A 16,346-nucleotide genomic window follows, 5' to 3' on the forward strand; every position below is an offset into this window, starting at 1 on the left:
AGGTGAAGCTGGACGACTCCGCCGCCCGAGACGGCGGATGCGACGGCCCCGCCGGAGAAAAACTGCATGCTGTCGGTGTCCGGCGGAGGCATTTCGGGCGGGCCGCCGTGGCCGTGGTGCTTCACGGCGGCAGCGCGCAGGCCCATCAGGCGGGCTTCTGCGATCAGTTCCCGGACGAGCGTCGTCTTTCCGCTGTTTTTGAACCCGGCGACCTGGAGCACCCTCACTTCATCCACCCGGGACTCCCCTCTTCAACGCCAAGCAGTAAGACGTCGACTTCATCACCTTTCCTGAAGCCGCGCGATCCGCCCGGGAGGACGATGAGCGCATTGCCCCGTGCGATCGAGGAGACCGCATTGGATTTATTGAACCCGGCGGGCGACGCCGTCTTGCCGTCGTAGACTGCACGGATGAAACGGGTGAACGGATTCGCTTTTGTGAAGTCCTCGCCGAGCACCGCTTTCGTATGCGGCAGGAACGGCTTCCGGGCACCCATCATCCTGAGCAGTGCCGGACGGACGAACAGCTCGAAACCGGTGAAGCAGGCGGACGGATTGCCCGACAGGCCGAACAGGAACTTCCCGCCGCCCGCCGCGACCGTCGTCACGCTGCCCGGCCGCATGGCGACTTTGTTGAACAGCACGTCCGCGCCGAGCCGCTCATAGACGGCCGGAAGAAAATCGTAGTCGCCGACCGAGACGCCGCCGGTCGTGATGACGGCGTCCGTCTCGGCAACCGCCTTTTCCACGGTTTGGACGACACTGTCGAGGTCATCGGCCTGCGCGCCGTACGTCCGGTACGGAATGCCCATCCGGCGGAGCTGCGCCATCACCATCGGCCCGTTGCTGTTGCGGATCTTGCCCGGCGCGAGCGGCTCGGACACGTAGAGCAGCTCCGTCCCGGTCGCGAGGATCCCGACGACGGGACGCCTCGCCACTTCCACTTCGGCGTAGCCGAATGTCGCCAGCACCGCGATGGTCCCCGGGTGGATGAAGGCACCCGCCGGCACGACTTCTTCGCCTTCCTCGAGGTCCTCCCCCTTCAGCGAAACGTTTTCAAGCGGATCGAACGGCTTCCGGATTGTAAATCCGGCCCCTTCGCCGGACGTCTGCTCGAACATGACGACCGCATCGGCGCCGTCCGGGATCGGTGCACCGGTCATGATGCGGACCGCCTCCCGCTCGCCGACCGTCTTCTCCGAAACGTGCCCGGCCCCGATCTCATCGATGACGCGGAACAAAATGCGGCTGTCACCGGACGCGCCTTTTGTGTCCTGCGAGCGGACGGCGAACCCGTCATACGGCGATCGGTCGAACGGCGGGACCGGGTGGGTTGCGCGGACCGGCCCGGCGAGGATCCGCCCGGTGCTTTCCCCGAGCGGTACCTTCTCCGTCCCCGTCTTTTCCGCACGGGCGATCACCCGCTCCACCGCTTCCGACACCGGTATCGGTTTTCGAATCTCCACCATTCCGACCGCCTCCCATTTCCCATGCTATACTCATATCATTGACTCCATCATACCGAAAGGATGAGCCCCATGTCCGATCTCACCCATTTCAACGAACAGGGCCGCGCCCGCATGGTCGACGTCTCCGGCAAGGAGGAGACCGTCCGGACCGCGACGGCCAAGACTTCAGTCCTCGTGAATGAACGGATCCACCGCCAGATCGCGGAAGGCACGAACAAGAAAGGCGACGTGTTCGGCGTTGCCCAGGTCGCGGGCATCATGGCAGCGAAAAACACCGCCCAAATCATCCCGATGTGCCACCCGCTCCCGCTCAAGGCGATCGACATTTCATTCGAATGGAATATCGACGAAGCGGCGGGCCGCTACGAAGTGCTGCTCGAAGCGACCGTCAAGACGAAAGGCCAGACCGGCGTCGAGATGGAAGCCCTCACCGCTGCCTCCGCCGCCGCGCTTACCATCTATGACATGTGCAAAGCCGCCGGCAAAGACATGATCATCGGCCCGACGATGCTGCTCGAGAAAACCGGCGGCAAATCGGGCGATTACCGAAGGACATGATTCTGGAAAACCGCCCGCGTGGCGGTTTTTTTGATTGCCGGAACGGGTGAATATGTAGCTATGCTTTCTAGACTGCCTGAACCTAAAGATAGACCGCCCGAATCTACAGATTCCTCTCCGCGCCCGGCCTGTCTTTTCGCAGTTCTGACACGATATGGCGGATTTCAGGCAGGATGAGACGTTCCATCGCGAGGCGGACGGCGCCGCGCGATCCCGGCAGGACGAACACCGCCTTGTCGGTGCAGACGCCCGCCGCCGCGCGGCTCAGAAGCGCCTTCGTGCCGACGTCCTCGGTGAAGCTCAAATACCGGAACAGCTCGCCGAACCCGTCGATTTCCTTTGTAAACATCGGACGGACCGATTCGATCGTCACATCGCGGCCCGCGATTCCGGTGCCTCCGGTCGTGATCACCGCATCGACACCCCTGTTCAGAAGCCAGCCGGACAGCCGCTCCCGGATTTCATCCGGATCGTCCCTCACCCAGCCGCGCTCCATGACTTGGAGGCCGGCCTCTTCCGCGAGCTGCACGATGAGCGCCCCCGTGGTGTCATCTGATTCGGTCCTCGTATCGCTCACCGTCAGGACGGCGATCCCGATCGGTCCTTCCGCATCTTTTCCATGTGCCAAGCGAACCCCTCCTTCAGTTCATCCGAACAGCCGGTGGTAAAGCGTCCGGCCCTCGTCCGATGTCTTCGCTCCGTGGATGAGGAGCCGGCCGTCCCCGAACAGCACGAGCCGCCGGCCGAATGCCCGGAACTCGACAAAGTACGGCGTGCGCCGCGTCTTGCCGCCGAGCCTCCGGCCGATTGCCTCGCCCGCATCGAGTGTGATCGGCCGCGCCGGGTCGGGCAGGATCTGGACCGCATCGCGGCCGCAGAGGACGGCCGTGCTCCCCGCCGCGCGCGGGGCGAGCTCCGGATAAACCGGCGAACTTCCGCACGTCTCGCACTCCGGATTTTGGATCCGGGAAACACCGATGTCCAGCTGTTCATTCGACCAGAGATCGAAGTGATGCACCTTCCGCCGCACGGAGTCCCGGTTGCCGGTGAGCCATTTCATCGCTTCCGCGCATTGGAGCGCGGCGGTCACCGACACGGCCGGCGGGATGATGCCCGCCGTGTCACACGTCGCGTTGACCGCCGGCAAGACCGGGAGCAGACACCTGAAGCATGCCGAGCGGCCGGGTACGAACGGAAAGACCGTCCCCGAACTGCCGACGCAGGCGCCGTGGATCCACGGGATGCCGTGCTTGGCCGCGGCATCGTTGATGAGGAGCCGGGTCTCGAAATTGTCCGTCGCGTCCATGATGACCGCACTCCGCCGGGCCAGTTCCTCCATGAGCGGCCCGTCCGCATTCCGGATCCATGTGCTGATGTTCACGTCGCGGCGGATCTCCCGCAGCCGGCGCTCGGCTGCGACGACTTTCGGCAGCATCTGCCGGGCGTCCTCCTCCGTGAACAGTTGCTGGCGCTGCAGATTCGACAGCTCGACGTAGTCGCGGTCGACGAGCAGCAGCTCCCCGATCCCGGCACGGACGAGCGTCTCCGAAATGGCGGAACCGAGCGCCCCGCATCCGATGACGGCGACGGTCGCCTCCCCGATCTCCCGCTGGCCTTCTTCGCCGACCGGGCTGAATAATGTCTGTCTTGAATAGCGGCCGTCCATGGATCTTCCCCCTAATGGCCGAAGGGCCGTCCGTTAAGACCGGACGGCCGCTCCGTGCTCTTTCGTGATGTCGCTGAATGTGGCGACGTAGCGGACATCCTCGCCCGTCTCGTCACGGACGGCGGAAATGTTCAGCCACTGCAGATACTCTTCGCCGCTTTTCCGCTTGTTCCAGATCTCGCCCTGCCACATGCCGTCTTCTTTAATCTCTTTCCACATGGCGTCATAGAAGTCCTTCGACTGCCGTCCCGACGAAAGGATGCGCGGGTTTTCCCCGATCGCCTCGTCCTCCGAATAGCCGGTGAGCTTCGTGAACGCCGGGTTGACCGCCCTGATCGTCCCCGAGACGTCGGTCACGAGCACGCCCTGGCCGGTGGAGCGGAACACTTCCGCCTGGAGCGACAGCCGGTCCTGATAGTACATCCAGACGACGAGCACGAGGCTGGCGAGCGCCACCTGGGAGAGCAGCATGAACCCGATCGAATACTGGCCGGTGACCGAGTAGATGGCCGAGAGCATGAGGGGCGGGAAGAATCCGCCGAGTCCGCCCATCATCGAGACGAAACCGTTGGCGATGCCGGCCTGCTTGCTGAAGTAGAACGGCACCAGCTTGAAGATGACCCCGTTGCCGATCCCCGCGCTCAGCGCGATGGCGAGGCTGCCGACCGTGTACAGGCCGATCGACGGCGAGAACGCGAGGACGATCGCCGCCGCCGTGTAGACCGCGAACGTGCCGATCAGCAGGAAGAGCGGNTTCCTTTGTAAACATCGGACGGACCGATTCGATCGTCACATCGCGGCCCGCGATTCCGGTGCCTCCGGTCGTGATCACCGCATCGACACCCCTGTTCAGAAGCCAGCCGGACAGCCGCTCCCGGATTTCATCCGGATCGTCCCTCACCCAGCCGCGCTCCATGACTTGGAGGCCGGCCTCTTCCGCGAGCTGCACGATGAGCGCCCCCGTGGTGTCATCTGATTCGGTCCTCGTATCGCTCACCGTCAGGACGGCGATCCCGATCGGTCCTTCCGCATCTTTTCCATGTGCCAAGCGAACCCCTCCTTCAGTTCATCCGAACAGCCGGTGGTAAAGCGTCCGGCCCTCGTCCGATGTCTTCGCTCCGTGGATGAGGAGCCGGCCGTCCCCGAACAGCACGAGCCGCCGGCCGAATGCCCGGAACTCGACAAAGTACGGCGTGCGCCGCGTCTTGCCGCCGAGCCTCCGGCCGATTGCCTCGCCCGCATCGAGTGTGATCGGCCGCGCCGGGTCGGGCAGGATCTGGACCGCATCGCGGCCGCAGAGGACGGCCGTGCTCCCCGCCGCGCGCGGGGCGAGCTCCGGATAAACCGGCGAACTTCCGCACGTCTCGCACTCCGGATTTTGGATCCGGGAAACACCGATGTCCAGCTGTTCATTCGACCAGAGATCGAAGTGATGCACCTTCCGCCGCACGGAGTCCCGGTTGCCGGTGAGCCATTTCATCGCTTCCGCGCATTGGAGCGCGGCGGTCACCGACACGGCCGGCGGGATGATGCCCGCCGTGTCACACGTCGCGTTGACCGCCGGCAAGACCGGGAGCAGACACCTGAAGCATGCCGAGCGGCCGGGTACGAACGGAAAGACCNTTCTTCCGGACCGGCGAACGGCATGTCGCACGGCAGCACGGCGAAGCGCTCCGACGGACAGGCCATCATCGCCGAATAAATCCCGGCAAGCGGGCCGTCCCCGGCAAACTCCGGGACGTCTATGACCGGCTCGAAGCGGCTGCCGAATCCGCCGAGATGTTCGGGGTGCGCCGAGATCAGGACAGGCCGGCAGCCGCCCCCGTGCAGGGCATCCGAAGCGTGCTGCCAGAACGGCTTGCCGTCCAGGACCGCAAATGCCTTCGGCGAGCCGAACCGCCGGGACTTCCCGCCGGCGAGGACGAGTCCGGCCGTCATCAGCCGCCGCTCACCGGCGGAATGAATGCGGCGGTGTCGCCGGCAGCGACCACGTCGTCCGGCAACGCGTATTCTTCGTTGACGGCGATGCGGGCGCCGCCTTCGCGGATGCCCGGGTATCTTTCCTCCGCCCACTGCCACAGTTCCTCGACGGAGCGGCCGGCGAGATCGGCTTCCTCATCCGCCCTGCCGGTCAGTTCGCGGACGCCGGCAAAGTAAAGCAGCTTGATCATCTCTTCTGCACCTCCGGTTTCCTGTTCTGGTCGCCGATCCACTGTTCTCCGGTTTCCCAGATCTCCTTTTTCCAGATCGGCACGTCCTGCTTGATGCGCTCGATTGCGTATTCGTTCGCCTCGTAGGCGGCTTTCCGGTGCGGCGAGGAGACTGCAATGACGACGGCGATCTCCCCGACGGCGAGTTCGCCGATCCGGTGGGCGATCGCGACCCGCGTGCCTTCCCACTTCTCCCCGATTTCCCGCCCGATCTGCGCCATCTTCTTCTCGGCCATCGGCACGTAGGCGTCGTAAGACAAGAAGAGCGTGCGGATGCCCTTCGTCCATTCCCGCACATGGCCGGTGAACAGCACGACGGCGCCCGCTTCCGGACGAAGGACGAGTGTTGCGTAGTGCTGCGGATCAATCGGTTCCTTGACGATTTCAAAGACGGACATGGCCCGTTCCCCCTTCCCACCAGCGGCCGAACCAGCCGCGGATCTCTTCTTTGTTTCCCCATTCGGCGGATGCCGTCCCTGTCCGGATCCCGCCGGGCACGACGGCAAGAACGATGTTTTTGAGCCCTTTCAGCTCCTGCCAGTCCTCCGCGGAACGGGCGATCACGATTTTTTCAAGATCGGCGTCCTTGAATCCTTCGACCAGCACGATGTCAGGCCCGGCCGCAGCCGCGAGACGGATGAGCGGGCCGGGCCCGTCTTCGTCCGTTTCCAGGTGAAGCTGGACGACTCCGCCGCCCGAGACGGCGGATGCGACGGCCCCGCCGGAGAAAAACTGCATGCTGTCGGTGTCCGGCGGAGGCATTTCGGGCGGGCCGCCGTGGCCGTGGTGCTTCACGGCGGCAGCGCGCAGGCCCATCAGGCGGGCTTCTGCGATCAGTTCCCGGACGAGCGTCGTCTTTCCGCTGTTTTTGAACCCGGCGACCTGGAGCACCCTCACTTCATCCACCCGGGACTCCCCTCTTCAACGCCAAGCAGTAAGACGTCGACTTCATCACCTTTCCTGAAGCCGCGCGATCCGCCCGGGAGGACGATGAGCGCATTGCCCCGTGCGATCGAGGAGACCGCATTGGATTTATTGAACCCGGCGGGCGACGCCGTCTTGCCGTCGTAGACTGCACGGATGAAACGGGTGAACGGATTCGCTTTTGTGAAGTCCTCGCCGAGCACCGCTTTCGTATGCGGCAGGAACGGCTTCCGGGCACCCATCATCCTGAGCAGTGCCGGACGGACGAACAGCTCGAAACCGGTGAAGCAGGCGGACGGATTGCCCGACAGGCCGAACAGGAACTTCCCGCCGCCCGCCGCGACCGTCGTCACGCTGCCCGGCCGCATGGCGACTTTGTTGAACAGCACGTCCGCGCCGAGCCGCTCATAGACGGCCGGAAGAAAATCGTAGTCGCCGACCGAGACGCCGCCGGTCGTGATGACGGCGTCCGTCTCGGCAACCGCCTTTTCCACGGTTTGGACGACACTGTCGAGGTCATCGGCCTGCGCGCCGTACGTCCGGTACGGAATGCCCATCCGGCGGAGCTGCGCCATCACCATCGGCCCGTTGCTGTTGCGGATCTTGCCCGGCGCGAGCGGCTCGGACACGTAGAGCAGCTCCGTCCCGGTCGCGAGGATCCCGACGACGGGACGCCTCGCCACTTCCACTTCGGCGTAGCCGAATGTCGCCAGCACCGCGATGGTCCCCGGGTGGATGAAGGCACCCGCCGGCACGACTTCTTCGCCTTCCTCGAGGTCCTCCCCCTTCAGCGAAACGTTTTCAAGCGGATCGAACGGCTTCCGGATTGTAAATCCGGCCCCTTCGCCGGACGTCTGCTCGAACATGACGACCGCATCGGCGCCGTCCGGGATCGGTGCACCGGTCATGATGCGGACCGCCTCCCGCTCGCCGACCGTCTTCTCCGAAACGTGCCCGGCCCCGATCTCATCGATGACGCGGAACAAAATGCGGCTGTCACCGGACGCGCCTTTTGTGTCCTGCGAGCGGACGGCGAACCCGTCATACGGCGATCGGTCGAACGGCGGGACCGGGTGGGTTGCGCGGACCGGCCCGGCGAGGATCCGCCCGGTGCTTTCCCCGAGCGGTACCTTCTCCGTCCCCGTCTTTTCCGCACGGGCGATCACCCGCTCCACCGCTTCCGACACCGGTATCGGTTTTCGAATCTCCACCATTCCGACCGCCTCCCATTTCCCATGCTATACTCATATCATTGACTCCATCATACCGAAAGGATGAGCCCCATGTCCGATCTCACCCATTTCAACGAACAGGGCCGCGCCCGCATGGTCGACGTCTCCGGCAAGGAGGAGACCGTCCGGACCGCGACGGCCAAGACTTCAGTCCTCGTGAATGAACGGATCCACCGCCAGATCGCGGAAGGCACGAACAAGAAAGGCGACGTGTTCGGCGTTGCCCAGGTCGCGGGCATCATGGCAGCGAAAAACACCGCCCAAATCATCCCGATGTGCCACCCGCTCCCGCTCAAGGCGATCGACATTTCATTCGAATGGAATATCGACGAAGCGGCGGGCCGCTACGAAGTGCTGCTCGAAGCGACCGTCAAGACGAAAGGCCAGACCGGCGTCGAGATGGAAGCCCTCACCGCTGCCTCCGCCGCCGCGCTTACCATCTATGACATGTGCAAAGCCGCCGGCAAAGACATGATCATCGGCCCGACGATGCTGCTCGAGAAAACCGGCGGCAAATCGGGCGATTACCGAAGGACATGATTCTGGAAAACCGCCCGCGTGGCGGTTTTTTTGATTGCCGGAACGGGTGAATATGTAGCTATGCTTTCTAGACTGCCTGAACCTAAAGATAGACCGCCCGAATCTACAGATTCCTCTCCGCGCCCGGCCTGTCTTTTCGCAGTTCTGACACGATATGGCGGATTTCAGGCAGGATGAGACGTTCCATCGCGAGGCGGACGGCGCCGCGCGATCCCGGCAGGACGAACACCGCCTTGTCGGTGCAGACGCCCGCCGCCGCGCGGCTCAGAAGCGCCTTCGTGCCGACGTCCTCGGTGAAGCTCAAATACCGGAACAGCTCGCCGAACCCGTCGATTTCCTTTGTAAACATCGGACGGACCGATTCGATCGTCACATCGCGGCCCGCGATTCCGGTGCCTCCGGTCGTGATCACCGCATCGACACCCCTGTTCAGAAGCCAGCCGGACAGCCGCTCCCGGATTTCATCCGGATCGTCCCTCACCCAGCCGCGCTCCATGACTTGGAGGCCGGCCTCTTCCGCGAGCTGCACGATGAGCGCCCCCGTGGTGTCATCTGATTCGGTCCTCGTATCGCTCACCGTCAGGACGGCGATCCCGATCGGTCCTTCCGCATCTTTTCCATGTGCCAAGCGAACCCCTCCTTCAGTTCATCCGAACAGCCGGTGGTAAAGCGTCCGGCCCTCGTCCGATGTCTTCGCTCCGTGGATGAGGAGCCGGCCGTCCCCGAACAGCACGAGCCGCCGGCCGAATGCCCGGAACTCGACAAAGTACGGCGTGCGCCGCGTCTTGCCGCCGAGCCTCCGGCCGATTGCCTCGCCCGCATCGAGTGTGATCGGCCGCGCCGGGTCGGGCAGGATCTGGACCGCATCGCGGCCGCAGAGGACGGCCGTGCTCCCCGCCGCGCGCGGGGCGAGCTCCGGATAAACCGGCGAACTTCCGCACGTCTCGCACTCCGGATTTTGGATCCGGGAAACACCGATGTCCAGCTGTTCATTCGACCAGAGATCGAAGTGATGCACCTTCCGCCGCACGGAGTCCCGGTTGCCGGTGAGCCATTTCATCGCTTCCGCGCATTGGAGCGCGGCGGTCACCGACACGGCCGGCGGGATGATGCCCGCCGTGTCACACGTCGCGTTGACCGCCGGCAAGACCGGGAGCAGACACCTGAAGCATGCCGAGCGGCCGGGTACGAACGGAAAGACCGTCCCCGAACTGCCGACGCAGGCGCCGTGGATCCACGGGATGCCGTGCTTGGCCGCGGCATCGTTGATGAGGAGCCGGGTCTCGAAATTGTCCGTCGCGTCCATGATGACCGCACTCCGCCGGGCCAGTTCCTCCATGAGCGGCCCGTCCGCATTCCGGATCCATGTGCTGATGTTCACGTCGCGGCGGATCTCCCGCAGCCGGCGCTCGGCTGCGACGACTTTCGGCAGCATCTGCCGGGCGTCCTCCTCCGTGAACAGTTGCTGGCGCTGCAGATTCGACAGCTCGACGTAGTCGCGGTCGACGAGCAGCAGCTCCCCGATCCCGGCACGGACGAGCGTCTCCGAAATGGCGGAACCGAGCGCCCCGCATCCGATGACGGCGACGGTCGCCTCCCCGATCTCCCGCTGGCCTTCTTCGCCGACCGGGCTGAATAATGTCTGTCTTGAATAGCGGCCGTCCATGGATCTTCCCCCTAATGGCCGAAGGGCCGTCCGTTAAGACCGGACGGCCGCTCCGTGCTCTTTCGTGATGTCGCTGAATGTGGCGACGTAGCGGACATCCTCGCCCGTCTCGTCACGGACGGCGGAAATGTTCAGCCACTGCAGATACTCTTCGCCGCTTTTCCGCTTGTTCCAGATCTCGCCCTGCCACATGCCGTCTTCTTTAATCTCTTTCCACATGGCGTCATAGAAGTCCTTCGACTGCCGTCCCGACGAAAGGATGCGCGGGTTTTCCCCGATCGCCTCGTCCTCCGAATAGCCGGTGAGCTTCGTGAACGCCGGGTTGACCGCCCTGATCGTCCCCGAGACGTCGGTCACGAGCACGCCCTGGCCGGTGGAGCGGAACACTTCCGCCTGGAGCGACAGCCGGTCCTGATAGTACATCCAGACGACGAGCACGAGGCTGGCGAGCGCCACCTGGGAGAGCAGCATGAACCCGATCGAATACTGGCCGGTGACCGAGTAGATGGCCGAGAGCATGAGGGGCGGGAAGAATCCGCCGAGTCCGCCCATCATCGAGACGAAACCGTTGGCGATGCCGGCCTGCTTGCTGAAGTAGAACGGCACCAGCTTGAAGATGACCCCGTTGCCGATCCCCGCGCTCAGCGCGATGGCGAGGCTGCCGACCGTGTACAGGCCGATCGACGGCGAGAACGCGAGGACGATCGCCGCCGCCGTGTAGACCGCGAACGTGCCGATCAGCAGGAAGAGCGGCTGGAACTTGTCGGCGAGCCACCCGCCGACCGGACGCAGGAATGTCGCGACGGCGATGAACACCGCCGTGCGGATCCCGGCGTCGACTTTCTCGAGCCCGAAGTTCCCGACGAGGAAGTTCGGAAGATAAACGGTGAAGGCGACGAACGAACCGAACGTGATGAAATAGAACAGGGAAAACAGCCAAAGCCTGGAATTCCCCGAGATGCCCCGGATCTGTTTGAACATCGGGACCTTCACTTCCGGCTTCGGTTCCTTGCGGTCGCCGAGGAAGAAGTTCAGGATGGCGAATGCGAGCAGCAGGATCAGGTACAGCTTGATCGTCGACTGCCAGCCGATCGAGTTGGCGATGATCGGCGCGGCGAATGTCGTGATCGCCGTCCCGATGTTCCCCGCTCCGTAGATCCCGTTCACGAGGCCGTGCTTTTCTTTCGGATAGTATTTCGGAAGCGATGTGACCCCGACGGAGAAGACTGCGCCGCCGACCCCGAGGATGAGCCCCCCGACGATCAGGTCCGTGAAGGAGTCCGCTTCGCTGATGTACCAGACCGGGAAGAGGAGCAGCACGAAACTCAGCATGAAGATGATCCGCGCACCGATGAAGTTCGCGTAGTAGCCGAGCGGGATGCGCAGGATCGAACCGAGCACGACCGGCACGGCGGTGACGATGGCGAGCCGCTCCGGAGGAATTGCGATGTCCTCGGTGATGAATGAGATGAGCGAGGACAGGATGACCCACACCATGAATCCGACGACGAGGTTGGCCGTCTGCAGCGGGAGCTGCATCTTCTTGATCATGAGATTCACCTACTTGAATGATGTTTTCATTGCAGGTGTTGCCTTGGTTCCTATTAACCTAAGTTTACCCTCACAGACCATCACCCTTGTATAGGGGAGTCCCCTTTCCCTGTCCGGGGAATCCCTCAATCCCCGGAACTGGCCGGGCGGGAATTAAAACCTGGACGGCCCGGTCCTGTGCCGAATGTGGACGGCCTGCCCGAAAACATCCGCCGAGCTGTCGCCAAGCACGAAGAAAAGCCGCTCCGGGCGGGAGAGCGGCAGCTGTCGGTCAAATGATCTTCGTGTTGAGTTTTTCCGCCAGCGCGTCGAAATCCTTCGCGCCCATGAGCCGTTCGGCCATCGGGAACAGGACCGTCTCTTCCTTCATGAAGTGGACGGTGAGCACTTCGAACGCTTCGCCCGCGTCACTCACCGCGGACCGGATCTGTTCCATCGAGAGTCCGCGGAGATCGCCGCGGGTGTGGTGCAGGAAATGGCCGATGTAGCCGTCGAGTTCGGCATGCTCTTCCTGGATGCCGACGATCGGTCCCTGTTCAAAGCCGATATAGTCGCCGAGCAACGGAAAGAAGTGGGCCTCTTCCTTGTCCGTATGGTTTTTCAGCGGATCGATGAAAGCCACGACTTTCTGCCGGAGCTCTTTCAGCAATGCGGCCGCGGTGTCCTTCTCCATGTCTTCCTCGCGCTCGAACCGGAGGACGATGGCATGCCATTCCTCTCCCAGATACATGAGGAACCGATGTTCGTTCTCCAGGATCCGCATCGCCGGTTCCGTGAATTGAAGCTGTACGCTTCCCATTTCTCCAAGCACCCCCGAACGGTTTCAGAAATTCAGCAGTTTCTTTTTCAATGCATATTCAACGAGTTCCGGCCGTGTCTTCAGGCCGAGCTTTTCCATGATCTTCGCCTTATGCGCTTCGACCGTCTTCACGGAAATGAAGAGCATCTCGGCGATTTCCTTGTTGCCGTATCCCTTTGCGACGAGCGGGAGGATTTCCACTTCACGCTTGGACAGCACTTCGAACGGATCGTCGGAACTTACCTTCTGATCGGACCGGATGAATTCGCGGACGAGTGAAGTCGCCATCTTCGGGTGGATGTAAGTCCCACCCCTGTGGATCGTGCGGATGGCGAGCAGCAGCTCCTCGTCCGGGGCGTTTTTGAGCATGTAGCCCGCCGCCCCGCTCTTCAGCACGTGGAATAGGTACTCCTCATCATCATACATCGTGAGGATGAGGATTTTCGTATCCGGAAATTCTTCCCGGATCTTCCCGGTCGCGATCAGTCCGCTTTCGCCCGGCGGCATGCTCAGGTCCATGATGAGCAGATCCGGGGCATGCCTCGCGACCATGGCATGCGCCTCCAGGCCGTCGGCTGCAGTGGCGACGACTTCCATATCCTCCTGGAAGTTCAGGATCATGGAGAACCCGCTCCGGACGACGGCATGGTCATCCGCAATGACAATGGAGATCTTACCCATCGGCCATCCCTCCCTCTTCTGCAGCCAGTGCGGGGACGTTCAGCCGGACCGTCGTCCCCTTGCCCGGAAACGACTCGACGTCCAGCATCCCGCCGACCAGTTCGGCGCGTTCGCTCATGCCGTACAGGCCGAGGCCCGTGCCGGCGGGCCGGCTTCCCGGCGAGAATCCCCTGCCCCTGTCGGTGACGGCCAGGAACAGCCGGCCTCCCCGTTCCGACAAATTGACGTCAACCGTGTCGACATCCGCATACTTCACCGCATTGAGGATGGCTTCCTGGCAGACCCGGTAAATGACGGTCTCGATCTCGCTGGAAAAGCGCCGGCCCGTCAGTTCGGCCCGGTAGTTTACAAGGACCCCGTAGTTTTCGTCAATCCGCTTGAAGTGCGTGCGGAATGCCGCATCCAGCCCGAGATCGTCCAGCGCGGCTGGACGGAGCTCGACGGACAGGTTCCGGATATCTTCCAAAAGACGGGAAAGGGCCGCCTCTGTCTGGCGAACCTTTCCAAGCAGTTCCGCATCATCCGACAGATATTTCAGCACCCGGAGGTCGACGACCGCGCTCAGCAGTTCCTGCGCCACGCCGTCATGCAGCTCGCGGGAGATGCGCTTGCGCTCGTTCTCCTGGGCATCGATGACATGCTTCATCATCTTGTTTTCGTACAGCCTCTCCTGCGTCTTGAATTGACGCGTCATATCCCGGAGCAGGAAGACCCGGATATTCTCTTCGGGGTCGACGGTATGGAACGAAGATGTATACGGGACGAGCCCTTTGCCCTTCGACTGCAGATACACCTGGAAGGATGTGAAGTCATTCTGGTCCGGATGATGGAAATAGCAGTTGTGGCAGGAGCGGTACCCGTATTCATTCGTGTAGCCGGCGCACGCCCGGCAGATGGCCCCGTCCTCCCCTTCCAGAAGCGCCTCCAGCACTTCCTCGTCCAGGATTTCCTCCGCCGCGGGGTTCGCCGCAAGCGCCCTGCCGTCACGGTCGAAGAACAGGATCGCTTCGGCGCTGTTGTCAAACAGCTTCATCATGAGTTCCCGGAGCCGGTCCTCGCTTACTGGATTCAAAGGCGGGTCAGCTCCTTCCCGTCAAAACCCGGCAGGCCCTCCGGCAGGACGTAGAGAAGTTCCCGGATCTGGTCTTCGGTCACTTCCGCCCGCCCGTCCCGGAAACCGCCGAGCAGGACGCCGGAGATCCTGCCTCCGTTCCAGAGGGGGACCGCTCCGCAGCTTGTCAGCCGTTCGGACGCGACAATCGGATAATCAAACAGGCCGATTGCATGCCGGTCGGGATCGATCGACTGCACGAGGATCGGCTTGCCGGTCTTGAAGACCGTCCCGGCGACGCCCCTGCCCTTCTTCAGCACGATCCGCCGGTAGCGTCCGTTCAGATTGCCGGATGCGACCCGCCACTTGATCGCGTACTGGCTCAGCGAATCCTCCTCCAGGGCGAGGGCGCAGAAATCGAAGCCGAACCGTTCCCGGAGTCCGTCGACCAACGTCTGGTAGATCAGATTATTGTCCATTTAAATACTCTCCCGTTTCCGCCGGAAAGTCGGCATTTTCTTCCCTTTAGCTTAATTCACCTTGTGTTTTCTGTACAGGATATAACTTCTGCCGGTATAGGACAGCGGAACGCTCCAGACATGGACAAGCCGGGTGAACGGCCAGAAGGCGAAAATGGCGAATCCCGTGAGCGCGTGGATCTTGAACGACAGCGGGACGCCCAGCATATAGGAAGCATCCGGCCGCAGCAGGAACAGGTCCCGGAACCAGACCGAAATCGTGTCCCGGTAGTCGAACGAAGGGGTCGTCGCATTCGTCACGAGTGTCGCGTACATCCCCATGAAGACGATGAACAGCAGAAGCGTATTGACGACCAGATCGGACGCCGTGCTCAGCTTGCGCACGCTCTTGATCGAGAAGCGGCGGTACGTCAGGATGATCATGCCGAGCAGCGTCACGAACCCGAAGAACCCGCCGATCCACAGGGCCCCGAGATGGTACAGATGATCACTGACGCCGAGCGCATGCATCCAGGATTTTGGAATGCCGAGGCCGGAAATATGGCCGAGGATGACCGGGATGATGCCGAGATGGAACAGCAGGCTTCCGGCCATGAGCTGCTTTTTCTCGATGAATTCGCTGGACTTGGCCGTCCAGTGGAACTTGTCGGTGCGGTAGCGGTAAATATGCCCGACGATGAAGATCACGATGCAGATGTACGGAAAGATCACCCAGAGGAATTGATCAACCATGCTCATGGGCGGGCGCCTCCTGTTCTATGCAAGCTTTGAACGTTTCCCGCAGTCCCTTGACGAGATGGAAATACGGACTTTCCTCCTTTTCCAGCGCTTTTACGAGATGATACGTCCCGTCTTCCAGGACCGCCATGAGGATGCGGAAACTGTCCGGCGTGCGCGGATCATCCAGCCACTCGGCGGCATACAGGAATTCCAGCATGAGCGGAAGGTAGTCGGACAGCTCCTCATCCGGCATCTCCAGGCCGTACATTTCGTAGAGCACCTTCAGCTTGGCGAGCATCTGCCCCCGTTCGCGGGCATCTTCGAATTTGAACCAGGTCATGTAAAGCGCGCAGTCCTTCTGGAAGTCGAACGTCGCCGTGTACATCTCCTGGATCTCATCAAGACCGAAAGCCTCCATCCGGTTGCCGTATTCGAGGGCAAGGCGCCGGGCGGGGTGATCCCCGCCGAACGCCTCCTCGATGAGTTCCCGGCTGAAGTTCCGCCGTTCGGGCCAGATCAGCTGATCTGCGAAGAAGCCGAATGACTCCTTGTACGTATACAGCTTCCGATTATCAATCACGCCAGATTCCCCCATAGAAGTTCTCTTCATAGATTTCCTTGCCGGTCTTCATTTCCGTCGCGGCCGGGCTTGCCGGTCCGCAGCCGTCGCAGCCCGCTCCGCCCGTGCCCATCTGGCCGGTGCCCATCGTGCCGCTTCCGAAGCCCGCGGAACCCTGCATATCGTAGCCGCTCTCCCGGCTTTCCTTGTGTGAAGTCGGGATGACGAAGCGGTCTTCGTAC

The 16,346-nt window shown here is 62.6% G+C and carries 20 protein-coding genes and 4 pseudogenes; 2 read left to right on the plus strand and 22 right to left on the minus strand.

Annotated elements, in window-relative coordinates:
- Both BN1189_RS05140 and BN1189_RS05145 read right to left on the minus strand, forming a co-directional pair.
- Positions 1 to 236, minus strand: a 236-nt coding sequence (locus BN1189_RS05140; protein WP_143242255.1) for a molybdopterin-guanine dinucleotide biosynthesis protein B, incomplete at its 3' end; no start/stop codon positions are given.
- Positions 224 to 1,468 carry a molybdopterin molybdotransferase MoeA gene (locus BN1189_RS05145; RefSeq protein ID WP_040226196.1) on the minus strand — a complete coding sequence of 415 codons (1,245 nt, stop codon included), beginning with the start codon at positions 1,466 to 1,468 and terminating at the stop codon, positions 224 to 226. The genes BN1189_RS05145 and BN1189_RS05140, both read right to left, overlap by 13 nt.
- A 69-nt stretch (positions 1,469 to 1,537) precedes the next feature.
- On the opposite strand from BN1189_RS05145, the gene moaC (BN1189_RS05150) reads away from it, so the two are divergent.
- A complete protein-coding gene (gene moaC, locus BN1189_RS05150) occupies positions 1,538 to 2,026 on the plus strand; it encodes a cyclic pyranopterin monophosphate synthase MoaC (protein ID WP_040226198.1) in 489 nt (162 codons plus the stop codon).
- Between the two features lie 103 nt (positions 2,027 to 2,129).
- On the opposite strand, the gene BN1189_RS05155 is transcribed toward moaC (BN1189_RS05150), so the two are convergent.
- The 10 genes and pseudogenes from BN1189_RS05155 to BN1189_RS05195 all read right to left on the minus strand — a co-directional run bounded on the left by BN1189_RS05155 (position 2,130) and on the right by BN1189_RS05195 (position 8,040).
- A complete protein-coding gene (locus BN1189_RS05155; RefSeq protein WP_040226201.1) occupies positions 2,130 to 2,654 on the minus strand; it encodes a MogA/MoaB family molybdenum cofactor biosynthesis protein in 525 nt (174 codons plus the stop codon).
- Between the two features lie 18 nt (positions 2,655 to 2,672).
- A complete protein-coding gene (locus tag BN1189_RS05160; protein WP_040226203.1) occupies positions 2,673 to 3,692 on the minus strand; it encodes a ThiF family adenylyltransferase in 1,020 nt (339 codons plus the stop codon).
- A 33-nt stretch (positions 3,693 to 3,725) separates the two neighbouring features.
- Positions 3,726 to 4,445 (minus strand): annotated as a pseudogene (locus BN1189_RS05165) (PAS domain S-box protein); the annotation flags it as partial.
- Between the two features lie 58 nt (positions 4,446 to 4,503).
- Positions 4,504 to 4,689, minus strand: a pseudogene (locus BN1189_RS16415) (MogA/MoaB family molybdenum cofactor biosynthesis protein); the annotation flags it as partial.
- Between the two features lie 69 nt (positions 4,690 to 4,758).
- Positions 4,759 to 5,313, minus strand: a pseudogene (locus BN1189_RS05175) (ThiF family adenylyltransferase); the annotation flags it as partial.
- A complete protein-coding gene (locus BN1189_RS16420; RefSeq protein ID WP_257125377.1) occupies positions 5,199 to 5,630 on the minus strand; it encodes a molybdenum cofactor guanylyltransferase in 432 nt (143 codons plus the stop codon). The pseudogene BN1189_RS05175 and the gene BN1189_RS16420, both read right to left, overlap by 115 nt.
- Positions 5,630 to 5,863 carry a molybdopterin converting factor subunit 1 gene (gene moaD, locus BN1189_RS05180; RefSeq protein WP_040226139.1) on the minus strand — a complete coding sequence of 78 codons (234 nt, stop codon included), beginning with the start codon at positions 5,861 to 5,863 and terminating at the stop codon, positions 5,630 to 5,632. Before moaD ends, BN1189_RS16420 begins: the two co-directional genes overlap by 1 nt.
- Entirely contained in the window at positions 5,860 to 6,300 is a 441-nt protein-coding gene (locus BN1189_RS05185) for a molybdenum cofactor biosynthesis protein MoaE (RefSeq protein WP_040226140.1), read from the minus strand. Before BN1189_RS05185 ends, moaD begins: the two co-directional genes overlap by 4 nt.
- A complete protein-coding gene (gene mobB, locus BN1189_RS05190; protein ID WP_052455651.1) occupies positions 6,287 to 6,808 on the minus strand; it encodes a molybdopterin-guanine dinucleotide biosynthesis protein B in 522 nt (173 codons plus the stop codon). Before mobB ends, BN1189_RS05185 begins: the two co-directional genes overlap by 14 nt.
- A complete protein-coding gene (locus BN1189_RS05195) occupies positions 6,796 to 8,040 on the minus strand; it encodes a molybdopterin molybdotransferase MoeA (protein WP_040226196.1) in 1,245 nt (414 codons plus the stop codon). Before BN1189_RS05195 ends, mobB begins: the two co-directional genes overlap by 13 nt.
- Positions 8,041 to 8,109: 69 nt before the next feature.
- Between BN1189_RS05195 and moaC (BN1189_RS05200) the strand changes: the two genes are divergently transcribed.
- Positions 8,110 to 8,598: a cyclic pyranopterin monophosphate synthase MoaC gene (moaC, locus tag BN1189_RS05200; protein WP_040226198.1), complete on the plus strand. Its 489-nt coding sequence runs from the start codon at positions 8,110 to 8,112 to the stop codon at positions 8,596 to 8,598.
- 103 nt (positions 8,599 to 8,701) lie between these two features.
- On the opposite strand, the gene BN1189_RS05205 is transcribed toward moaC (BN1189_RS05200), so the two are convergent.
- The 10 genes and pseudogenes from BN1189_RS05205 to narH all read right to left on the minus strand — a co-directional run.
- Complete coding sequence (locus tag BN1189_RS05205; protein WP_040226201.1) at positions 8,702 to 9,226, minus strand: MogA/MoaB family molybdenum cofactor biosynthesis protein; 525 nt, start codon at positions 9,224 to 9,226, stop codon at positions 8,702 to 8,704.
- Positions 9,227 to 9,244: 18 nt separating this feature from the next.
- Positions 9,245 to 10,264, minus strand: a complete 1,020-nt coding sequence (locus BN1189_RS05210; RefSeq protein WP_040226203.1) for a ThiF family adenylyltransferase — start codon at positions 10,262 to 10,264, stop codon at positions 9,245 to 9,247.
- Positions 10,265 to 10,297: 33 nt separating this feature from the next.
- Positions 10,298 to 11,815: a nitrate/nitrite transporter gene (locus BN1189_RS05215; protein ID WP_040226204.1), complete on the minus strand. Its 1,518-nt coding sequence runs from the start codon at positions 11,813 to 11,815 to the stop codon at positions 10,298 to 10,300.
- 271 nt (positions 11,816 to 12,086) lie between these two features.
- Entirely contained in the window at positions 12,087 to 12,614 is a 528-nt protein-coding gene (locus tag BN1189_RS05220) for a hemerythrin domain-containing protein (RefSeq protein WP_040226206.1), read from the minus strand.
- A 24-nt stretch (positions 12,615 to 12,638) separates the two neighbouring features.
- On the minus strand, positions 12,639 to 13,286 hold the full coding sequence (locus tag BN1189_RS05225; protein ID WP_040226226.1) for a response regulator transcription factor: 648 nt from the start codon (positions 13,284 to 13,286) through the stop codon (positions 12,639 to 12,641).
- Between the two features lies 1 nt (position 13,287).
- Entirely contained in the window at positions 13,288 to 14,331 is a 1,044-nt protein-coding gene (locus tag BN1189_RS05230) for a sensor histidine kinase (RefSeq protein ID WP_052455655.1), read from the minus strand.
- A gap of 32 nt (positions 14,332 to 14,363) precedes the next feature.
- The gene (locus tag BN1189_RS05235; protein ID WP_040226208.1) at positions 14,364 to 14,825 is read right to left on the minus strand and encodes a GAF domain-containing protein; all 462 of its coding nucleotides are present in this window, start codon (positions 14,823 to 14,825) and stop codon (positions 14,364 to 14,366) included.
- Positions 14,826 to 14,876: 51 nt separating this feature from the next.
- Positions 14,877 to 15,563 (minus strand): respiratory nitrate reductase subunit gamma, encoded by a 687-nt coding sequence (gene narI, locus BN1189_RS05240; RefSeq protein WP_040226209.1) that lies wholly within the window; start codon positions 15,561 to 15,563, stop codon positions 14,877 to 14,879.
- A complete protein-coding gene (gene narJ / locus BN1189_RS05245) occupies positions 15,550 to 16,125 on the minus strand; it encodes a nitrate reductase molybdenum cofactor assembly chaperone (RefSeq protein ID WP_040226211.1) in 576 nt (191 codons plus the stop codon). The genes narI and narJ overlap by 14 nt, the downstream gene beginning before the upstream one ends.
- A pseudogene (gene narH, locus BN1189_RS05250) lies at positions 16,118 to 16,346 on the minus strand (nitrate reductase subunit beta); the annotation flags it as partial. The gene narJ and the pseudogene narH, both read right to left, overlap by 8 nt.

Source organism: Bhargavaea cecembensis, from assembly GCF_000826125.2.
In the GTDB taxonomy this organism is placed as follows: domain Bacteria; phylum Bacillota; class Bacilli; order Bacillales_A; family Planococcaceae; genus Bhargavaea; species Bhargavaea cecembensis_B.

Coding starts and splice junctions, on each gene's coding strand:
- BN1189_RS05145 (WP_040226196.1), bottom strand. CDS start 1,468: ATGGTGGAGATTCGAAAACCGATACCGGTGTCGGAAGCGGTGGAGCGG.
- moaC (WP_040226198.1), top strand. CDS start 1,538: ATGTCCGATCTCACCCATTTCAACGAACAGGGCCGCGCCCGCATGGTC.
- BN1189_RS05160 (WP_040226203.1), bottom strand. CDS start 3,692: ATGGACGGCCGCTATTCAAGACAGACATTATTCAGCCCGGTCGGCGAA.
- moaD (WP_040226139.1), bottom strand. CDS start 5,863: ATGATCAAGCTGCTTTACTTTGCCGGCGTCCGCGAACTGACCGGCAGG.
- BN1189_RS05185 (WP_040226140.1), bottom strand. CDS start 6,300: ATGTCCGTCTTTGAAATCGTCAAGGAACCGATTGATCCGCAGCACTAC.
- BN1189_RS05195 (WP_040226196.1), bottom strand. CDS start 8,040: ATGGTGGAGATTCGAAAACCGATACCGGTGTCGGAAGCGGTGGAGCGG.
- moaC (WP_040226198.1), top strand. CDS start 8,110: ATGTCCGATCTCACCCATTTCAACGAACAGGGCCGCGCCCGCATGGTC.
- BN1189_RS05210 (WP_040226203.1), bottom strand. CDS start 10,264: ATGGACGGCCGCTATTCAAGACAGACATTATTCAGCCCGGTCGGCGAA.
- BN1189_RS05215 (WP_040226204.1), bottom strand. CDS start 11,815: ATGATCAAGAAGATGCAGCTCCCGCTGCAGACGGCCAACCTCGTCGTC.
- BN1189_RS05220 (WP_040226206.1), bottom strand. CDS start 12,614: ATGGGAAGCGTACAGCTTCAATTCACGGAACCGGCGATGCGGATCCTG.
- BN1189_RS05230 (WP_052455655.1), bottom strand. CDS start 14,331: ATGATGAAGCTGTTTGACAACAGCGCCGAAGCGATCCTGTTCTTCGAC.
- BN1189_RS05235 (WP_040226208.1), bottom strand. CDS start 14,825: ATGGACAATAATCTGATCTACCAGACGTTGGTCGACGGACTCCGGGAA.
- narI (WP_040226209.1), bottom strand. CDS start 15,563: ATGAGCATGGTTGATCAATTCCTCTGGGTGATCTTTCCGTACATCTGC.